A 6,788-nucleotide genomic window follows, 5' to 3' on the forward strand; every position below is an offset into this window, starting at 1 on the left:
AAGTCGTCGCGCAGCTTTTGCGAGATAGGCGACTTCGGACCATCGCTGCCGCTGCTGCTGTGCATCGACTTGCGCAGGACACCGGCCTCAATCGCGGCCTTCTTGTCGTCGGGCTTCACCAATGCGCCGCTGACCGACTGCACCCCGTTGCCATCGACATAGACGTAGACGCCCGCATGGGCGCGCTGTTCGTCGGTGTATTCCCCGTCGATGGTCGCTTGCAGTGCAGCCAATTCAGCCTCGCCTGCCGCGTCCAGCACATCGCCATTTGCCAGTTCGGCCAATGCGTCATAGCGCTCGGCTTCTTCCTCGGACAACTGGCCTTCTTCGGCATAGACCCGGCCAAACTTGTCCAGCCCCATGCTGTAGTGACAAAGGTAGTGGTCGTGGATGGCTTCAACCCATTTCCAGCCTTCGGCCCGCACTGTCTCGATGGCCTCGGTCAGCTTTGCCTCAAAGAGATCGTCCAGCAAAGCCACATCATCAAAGAACGTCTGATCTTGGAACAGATCGGCGGTCTTGCGGCCTCCGGCCTCGTCATAGCCTGCCTCGGTGACATAGATCACGCGACGGTCACTGCTGCGCACGGAATCCGGTTTGAGAGCCTGCTTGATCTGGTGATCGCTGTAGCTGCCACCCCGCGCCCGTTCCAGCACTTCAAGCGTGACTTTCATATCCGTGCTGACGGTGAAGGCGGCGGCGTTGGACAGACTGATTTCATTGGCTGCAAGCGCGTCCAGAACCGGCTCAGGCAAATGGGCCAGAGCGAGGCGGCGATAGACGTGCTTCTCATTGACCGCGAAGGCGCGGGCGATGGCTCCCACGGTGCCGCCTTTGGCCTCCATCTTGCCATAGGCGCGGATTTCCTCGGCGGGGTGCAGATCGCGGCGGGCCACGTTCTCCATATTCGCCCATGCCTCGGCGGTTTCCGCGTCGGGGGCCAGCATCACCATCGGATTCGCCAGTTCGGGGTGAGTTTTGGCCAGATCGGAGTGCTTTGCGTCCAGATATTTCAGGGCACGCAACCGGCGTCCTCCTGCCACAATCTTGGCGGTGTCTTTCTTGCCCGCCAGCCCCGCGATGGACTGGATCATGCCAGCGCTGTAGAGGCTTTCGGCCAATTCGATCACATCCACTTCGGGCACGTTTTGGCGTGGGTTCATGGGGGACAGAGACAGCTTTGCGAGTGGAAAGCGGGCCTCAGTCGCGATGATTTTAGTTTGCTTCGTCATTTGGACATTCCTTGTTTTGTGGTGTTGATTTTGGTAGAGATGCCCCACCCCTGACGGGGTAAGGCAAGGCCGCTTAGGCGGCATTCGTTGGTTCACTCGGACCGATGGCGTTCACCGCCAAATTGTTTCAGAAAGGTGAGGCCGATCTTGGCGGAGAGACCTTCCTTTCTCAAAAGCGCGATTGCTGCGCGTTTGCGCTGCTCGATACCTGCTCTGGTCATGTGTTCACCTCCTCTCGGGCGCAGGCAGCGCCTTTGGCGCACCCCTTTGCGGGATGGCCAATTTCAGTAGTCACTTGGGAAAAGGATCGTCAGAACGCGGCGCGTCTCTGCGAGCGACGTAGGATGCGGCGAACCGCCCCTATAGACGCGGTCATACAGGTCGATTTTCCACCAGACCTTTTTGCCGGACACGTCCATGAACCCCATTTCGTGGGTTCCAAACGGGTCGTTTTCTTCTGTGAAATCGTCATATGCCGCGACGGCGGCAATGCAGGTCAGGACAAAATCCATCCCCTCGGCGTCAACGGCTTGGGTCCAGACCCATTTGCCTTGACCACCGCATTCACGGCGATGACGAAAAGCATCGTTTTGTTCAGCAATGCGGGCGCACTCCCGCGTTCGGTCTTCATCCGTGTCAGCCATCCTTGGCCTCCTTGTGGTGATGCGGTCGGGTCTTGTGACCTCTTTCCGCCAGTGGCGAAGCCTCGGCTGATCTTTTCAGACCGAATGGGCCTCCCATTCGGCTGGACAGAGCAGGTGAGGGCGCAGCCCGATCTGCGTCCCATGGAGTTGGCGTCAACGGGGCGGAACAGAGGGTGGTGCGGCCCGCAGCGAAGCGAGGACACGGCCTCTGTGGAGCCGACGCGGGGACCGCGGCGCTTGCCTGTTTACGCCGGCGCCAGGGGATGGCAGGCGGACAAACAATTGGAAAAATGCCGACGGACCTAGAGCGAAGCGGAGGGGCCGGCGTCCGCTATATCCTCGATCCCGCGCCTAAAGCGGGATCCCCGCTGTCTCTTCTCGCGGCCTTTGGCGTATGAGGCTGGGACGGCCGTGCAATCGCATCTGATCGCTGCTGCCTTGTTTCTGGAAAGATGAAAGGTGACGCATCGCGGGATTGGCGTTCCCGTGGCAAAGCCCCGGCAAGCAGAAAAACGGTTTCCGGGGGAGCCTCCGATTTTCAGCCTGCGCCGCACCCTCGTTCGATGCGTTTGGCCACCTTCATCGAAACAAGGAGCAATCAGATGACACATTACACTCTCACCGTCCCCGTCAAATACGATGACAATGGCACCGAAAAGACCACCTATCGCCGGGTTGGCGCGGTGTTCGAGAACACAAAGCGGGACACGGACGAAACCTTCCTGACCGTCAAGCTCGATTTTCCCGTTGGCGTCACCGAACTGGTCGCCTTCCAGCCATCGGCAAAAGGCGATGTCACGGAATAAGCAGATCGGGTCGCCTCCGGGCGGCCCTTTTCGCTGTTCTCGGGGCTGTCTGCCCCCACGCCCTACGGGCGCTCCCCCGAGGATATTTCAGGCAAGATGAAAGCCTGATCGAATTAGAAAGGGATCTCGTCATCCAAGGATGATGTAGCATGCTCGGTCGCGGCCGGCAGGGCGACATTGGAAGTGACAAACAGGTTCACGATATCGCCGCGATCCATGAACATAATCTGGCTGCGTTTTGTTGCATCGAGCTTATTGCCAATCCAGTTCCGGGCAGCCTTTGTGATCTCGCCACCAGCGATGATGAAAACATGGTCTACCAAGACACGTCGGCTGACCTCAGGATCGAAAATCTCATGACCAAGCATCATGGTCACCTGGTTGTGGATTTCCGCGACATTCGCATTGGAGGACTTCGTCACCCCGGCAGAGTCGAGCTTGCCCCGCTTGGCCTGGATACCAAAGTAGAGGACATGTTGCGTCGGTAGAACATGGCGCATCCAGATGTCCTTTCCATATTCAAGAGCTTTGTCCTTGTGGCCGGCTGCAGTGATCCTTGAAAAGCCGAGCTGACGAAACAGCGGCAAAAGAATGTCTTCGATCAACTCATCTTCGCTGCATTGATCCAGGAAGGCAGTGAGCTGATCTTTTTTCTTAGTTTCCTCTGGCGAAAGCGGGCGATGGGGGCTGCTGACCAGTCCCGCGACAGCTTTCGTTTCGGTATTCTTGAGATAGCAGAGCCGATCGTCAGCAAAGAAAGCTTGAAAGCCTTCGCGGGCCAGATGGGCATTCAGGGCTGTAAGCGCGCCCGGCCGGTTTGCGGGCTCATCTTCGGCATCACCCTGATCCATCAGACATTGGATAACGCGCAGGAACGCGTCGGGCGGAGCTTGTGCATCTTTTGAGGGTTCGGCGAGAATAGTCTCAAGCGTCTCTGCCACCCACCATGACCTCGTCGACCCATCGTGCTCATACGCAGTACCTGCGTCTTTGAAGAATGCCGTCAGATAATAGCTGGACCGGTAAGGAAAGTAGCAGGTTTCTCCTTCGGCGCGGTTGCCGCAGATCAGCTCAGCTATTCCGTCAATGGTGCGCCGACGAAACTTCATTTTGGGCACATCTCCTTGCCTAAGTTGTGGCCGTACGATTGTCTTCATGATACAAATGAGACAACAATAAAATTGCCATTTCGCGATGGCGTATAATCGACCCTACAGTAGGGTCGATTTCTATATATACCCCTAGTGCAAAATACGATAGCTAAGCATCGGTACTCAATGACCGTAATGCCATATAGCGCAATACATTGTAAGGCAGGTGGGGTGCAAAATACACCATCGCCAAGCTCCTCACGGCAGTTGTTTGCGAAAGGGCGTGTCGTTAGGTCATGGGTGAAAGGAAAAGCCGATGGCCAAAGCGACAAAATCTGAAACCGATCTGCCAAAGAAATCTTCAACTGAGAAGATCTATGGTCCGAACGTGATCTCCCATGGTTATACGGCTGTGCCGAACATTCTGGTGCGGGCTCAATCTCGGCTCGGGATCAGCACAACACAGTTCAACATAATCGTTCAATTGCTGAGCTACTGGATGCGGCCTGACAATCCGCCTTTTCCTTCGAAGAAGGATTTGGCGACCCGGATGGGCATCACGCCGGCGACGGTACGGATCAACATCAAGGCGCTTGAAGATGCAGGTCTGATTGAAAGGGAACAGCAGATCACCGCCCATGGAGACTACGGCTCGAACATCTATCGGCTGAACGGGCTTGTGGCAAAGCTCAAGGCTTTGGTGCCTGACTTTGATGATGAGCGGGAAGAACGGCGGGTAGCACGTGAGAAAACCGAGACGCCGAATGCTCGGGCGCGGGCCAAGCGCAAAGGCAGGACGCCCTAGCTTATGACGCGCCTCAATAAGAAAATTCTGTGTTTCGTCGATGAGTACGGCACGGCGGGGGATGACAACTTTGCCCTTGGTTGCGCGATGGTCTGGTCTTCCGAATGTGGAAAGGCCGACAAAGCGTTCAGTGACCTGTTGCCTCAATCTGTCAATGAGGTTCACGCTGCAGGGTGGGCAAAATCTGGTCTTCAAAGCATCTTGGCTCAGTATGCGCAAGCTTCAGCGCCTGCGAGTTTGTTGATGCTCAACAAGCGGAGTGGGGGAATGGTTGGCGATCGGCCTGAAATCTATGCGCGTGCGTTGGTTGAAATGGTAAAGATTGGTGTTCGACGCTTTGCTGCATTCAATGGACTGACGCGCAATGTCGGGAACGTCGAGGTGATCATCGACGTCAGCGAGCAAAATGCGCATCCAACTTTTGGAAAGATGATCGAGAACGCTCAACGTAACGACGGGCTGTTTCGGGCTGTCACGCGGATCACGCCGTTGGATTCCGCAGCGTCTCGTATGCTGCAGCTTGCGGATGTGGTCGCCCATGCCAGGGCCTGGATCGATAAAGAAGAAGAAAACGCCAAAAAGCTGCGAGAGACCTACAAAATCGAGATACTGTGAAGTCAAAAAAACCGCCACAAGGGCGGCTTTTAGGGGTGCGGCTTGCAACCGGCCCTTGTTTGAGGTCCGGGTCACCGCTGCTCCCGTCCGGCACGCGGCCTGACGAGTCACAGTCGTTAGATAGCAAAAGGCCGCTAAGATTTCAATAACTGCCTGCTGTTGCACCTTGTTGATCGATCATCAGATGGGGGCTGTCCGCCCCCGGGCGCAGCGCGCCTCACCGGAGGATATTTGGGCAAGATGAACCACGGAAAAAGTTCTTGGCACTCTAACAATACCGTATTATTGTAAGGGCAGGATACAGGCGGGGACGCCGATGGTCCTGCAAGGTGAAAGTGAAAGTTTCATCGGAAAGCCGGGGCCTCAAAGCTCCGGTTTTCATGTGACGGAGGTTTGGAATGAAGGTCTTGTTGATCATTATCGTCTTCAATTTTGCCAGTGGCTCCGAGCTGAACACGCGCAGAGACTTCGTTGATGAGCCTACCTGCCATGCGGCGGCGCTCCAAGCGTTCCGCGAGGTTGACGAGAATGTCGAGATTCGAGCGATGCACATTCCAGAGGGCCAAGAAATGCTTGAAGGCACGATGATCGCCTATGGGACAGAAGGTGGCGAGATTGGCATGTACGCGTGCAATCCGTTGCGCTCATCGACGGAGTGATCCGGAAAAGGCCCGCGATTTAGCGCGGGCCCCGCCTTTAGGGCGTGTCGGGCGGCATAAGCGTTTTTTCATACGCAACCTCGACCTTCAGAAAGCCCGGAATGGACAGGGCGACGCTGAGTTTCAGCTTGGCCTTGCGAGCCATGCTCCGAAGAACGGCGCGGATTTTCTTCATCAGTTTGGTCACAATGATCTCCTTTTGGTTATGGACAATGACGAAGCCCAAGTGACGCACCGAGGAGAGGAGCTGCACCCGGCAGGTCGCAACGAAATGGAGAAGTGCGCAGCGCTTGCAGCAACGCGACGGTGCATCATGGTTCCGGCTAAGGATTGACCGACTTCCAAAAGGCAGCACGTCACAGACAAATGTGTGAAAACCGCATGCACAGATTGCTGAGAAAGTTGGATTGACTTTTAGGTTTCACAGAACTATATTCTGAAACAGAAAGGTCATACCATGAGTGTCATCGCATTTCCGAAGCAAACGTCAGTCTTTCAACCCGTGGCTCATTATGTCCGGCTCGGTGAAACGAGTTACCGAAAGGTCGCCGATCTGGCTGCTTCGGGTGTTATCCAGAGCAAACGCTTTGTCGTTGATGGGTCAAAGATTGCCTACCAAAAGGATATTATTCAGATGCTGCAGGGCTTGGGTGCGGAGATCGTCTTGGACCCGCGCATCATTGAGCTCTCGGCAAGACGCAAATGCGCGGGGCTTGCGTCGACAGCCCCGTGGGCTTCAGAAACCCGTGGATATCCTTTGTCGCCGGAGGTGTTTCGAAACCGACACCCCGCCGACATATATGGGGCGATTGCCCGTTGCGCGGTTGAGCATGGCGACGGTGACAGAACTGCACTGACGCCATGCTCAACCGCGCAACGGGCAATCGCCCCATATATGTCGGCGGGGTGTCGGTTTCGAAACACCTCCGGCGACAA

Annotated in this window: 10 protein-coding genes; 5 read left to right on the top strand and 5 right to left on the bottom strand. The window is 56.2% G+C overall.

The window, feature by feature from the left end; translation table 11 throughout:
• The 3 genes from ABJZ52_RS18225 to ABJZ52_RS18235 all read right to left on the bottom strand — a co-directional run.
• On the bottom strand, nucleotides 1-1,232 hold a 1,232-nt coding region (locus tag ABJZ52_RS18225), incomplete at its 3' end, for a ParB/RepB/Spo0J family partition protein (protein WP_348487819.1).
• A gap of 92 nt (nucleotides 1,233-1,324) precedes the next feature.
• Entirely contained in the window at nucleotides 1,325-1,453 is a 129-nt protein-coding gene (locus tag ABJZ52_RS18230) for a hypothetical protein (RefSeq protein ID WP_348487820.1), read from the bottom strand.
• 63 nt (nucleotides 1,454-1,516) lie between these two features.
• Nucleotides 1,517-1,876 (bottom strand): DUF3768 domain-containing protein, encoded by a 360-nt coding sequence (locus tag ABJZ52_RS18235; protein WP_348487821.1) that lies wholly within the window; start codon nucleotides 1,874-1,876, stop codon nucleotides 1,517-1,519.
• 602 nt (nucleotides 1,877-2,478) lie between these two features.
• Here ABJZ52_RS18235 and ABJZ52_RS18240 point away from each other — a divergent pair.
• The gene (locus tag ABJZ52_RS18240; protein ID WP_348487822.1) at nucleotides 2,479-2,682 is read left to right on the top strand and encodes a hypothetical protein; all 204 of its coding nucleotides are present in this window, start codon (nucleotides 2,479-2,481) and stop codon (nucleotides 2,680-2,682) included.
• 113 nt (nucleotides 2,683-2,795) lie between these two features.
• Here the strand turns inward: ABJZ52_RS18240 and ABJZ52_RS18245 are convergent, their stop codons facing one another.
• On the bottom strand, nucleotides 2,796-3,791 hold the full coding sequence (locus tag ABJZ52_RS18245) for a hypothetical protein (RefSeq protein WP_348487823.1): 996 nt from the start codon (nucleotides 3,789-3,791) through the stop codon (nucleotides 2,796-2,798).
• A 298-nt stretch (nucleotides 3,792-4,089) separates the two neighbouring features.
• On the opposite strand from ABJZ52_RS18245, the gene ABJZ52_RS18250 reads away from it, so the two are divergent.
• From ABJZ52_RS18250 to ABJZ52_RS18260, 3 genes are all read left to right on the top strand, one after another.
• Nucleotides 4,090-4,578 (top strand): helix-turn-helix domain-containing protein, encoded by a 489-nt coding sequence (locus ABJZ52_RS18250; RefSeq protein WP_348487824.1) that lies wholly within the window; start codon nucleotides 4,090-4,092, stop codon nucleotides 4,576-4,578.
• A 3-nt stretch (nucleotides 4,579-4,581) separates the two neighbouring features.
• Nucleotides 4,582-5,193, top strand: coding sequence for a DUF3800 domain-containing protein (locus ABJZ52_RS18255; RefSeq protein WP_348487825.1), 612 nt, complete (start codon nucleotides 4,582-4,584; stop codon nucleotides 5,191-5,193).
• Nucleotides 5,194-5,591: 398 nt separating this feature from the next.
• Nucleotides 5,592-5,852 (top strand): hypothetical protein, encoded by a 261-nt coding sequence (locus ABJZ52_RS18260; RefSeq protein WP_348487826.1) that lies wholly within the window; start codon nucleotides 5,592-5,594, stop codon nucleotides 5,850-5,852.
• 37 nt (nucleotides 5,853-5,889) lie between these two features.
• Here the strand turns inward: ABJZ52_RS18260 and ABJZ52_RS18265 are convergent, their stop codons facing one another.
• Entirely contained in the window at nucleotides 5,890-6,039 is a 150-nt protein-coding gene (locus tag ABJZ52_RS18265; RefSeq protein WP_348487827.1) for a hypothetical protein, read from the bottom strand.
• Nucleotides 6,040-6,309: 270 nt separating this feature from the next.
• Between ABJZ52_RS18265 and ABJZ52_RS18270 the strand changes: the two genes are divergently transcribed.
• On the top strand, nucleotides 6,310-6,788 hold a 479-nt coding region (locus ABJZ52_RS18270; RefSeq protein ID WP_348487828.1), incomplete at its 3' end, for a hypothetical protein.

This window comes from Roseibium sp., from assembly GCF_039982295.1.
Taxonomy (GTDB): Bacteria; Pseudomonadota; Alphaproteobacteria; order Rhizobiales; family Stappiaceae; genus Roseibium.

Excerpts from the sequence above, each read along its gene's own strand:
- ABJZ52_RS18230 (WP_348487820.1), bottom strand. The coding sequence starts at position 1,453 with ATGACCAGAGCAGGTATCGAGCAGCGCAAACGCGCAGCAATCGCGCTT.
- ABJZ52_RS18235 (WP_348487821.1), bottom strand. The coding sequence starts at position 1,876 with ATGGCTGACACGGATGAAGACCGAACGCGGGAGTGCGCCCGCATTGCT.
- ABJZ52_RS18240 (WP_348487822.1), top strand. The coding sequence starts at position 2,479 with ATGACACATTACACTCTCACCGTCCCCGTCAAATACGATGACAATGGC.
- ABJZ52_RS18245 (WP_348487823.1), bottom strand. The coding sequence starts at position 3,791 with ATGAAGTTTCGTCGGCGCACCATTGACGGAATAGCTGAGCTGATCTGC.
- ABJZ52_RS18250 (WP_348487824.1), top strand. The coding sequence starts at position 4,090 with ATGGCCAAAGCGACAAAATCTGAAACCGATCTGCCAAAGAAATCTTCA.
- ABJZ52_RS18255 (WP_348487825.1), top strand. The coding sequence starts at position 4,582 with ATGACGCGCCTCAATAAGAAAATTCTGTGTTTCGTCGATGAGTACGGC.
- ABJZ52_RS18260 (WP_348487826.1), top strand. The coding sequence starts at position 5,592 with ATGAAGGTCTTGTTGATCATTATCGTCTTCAATTTTGCCAGTGGCTCC.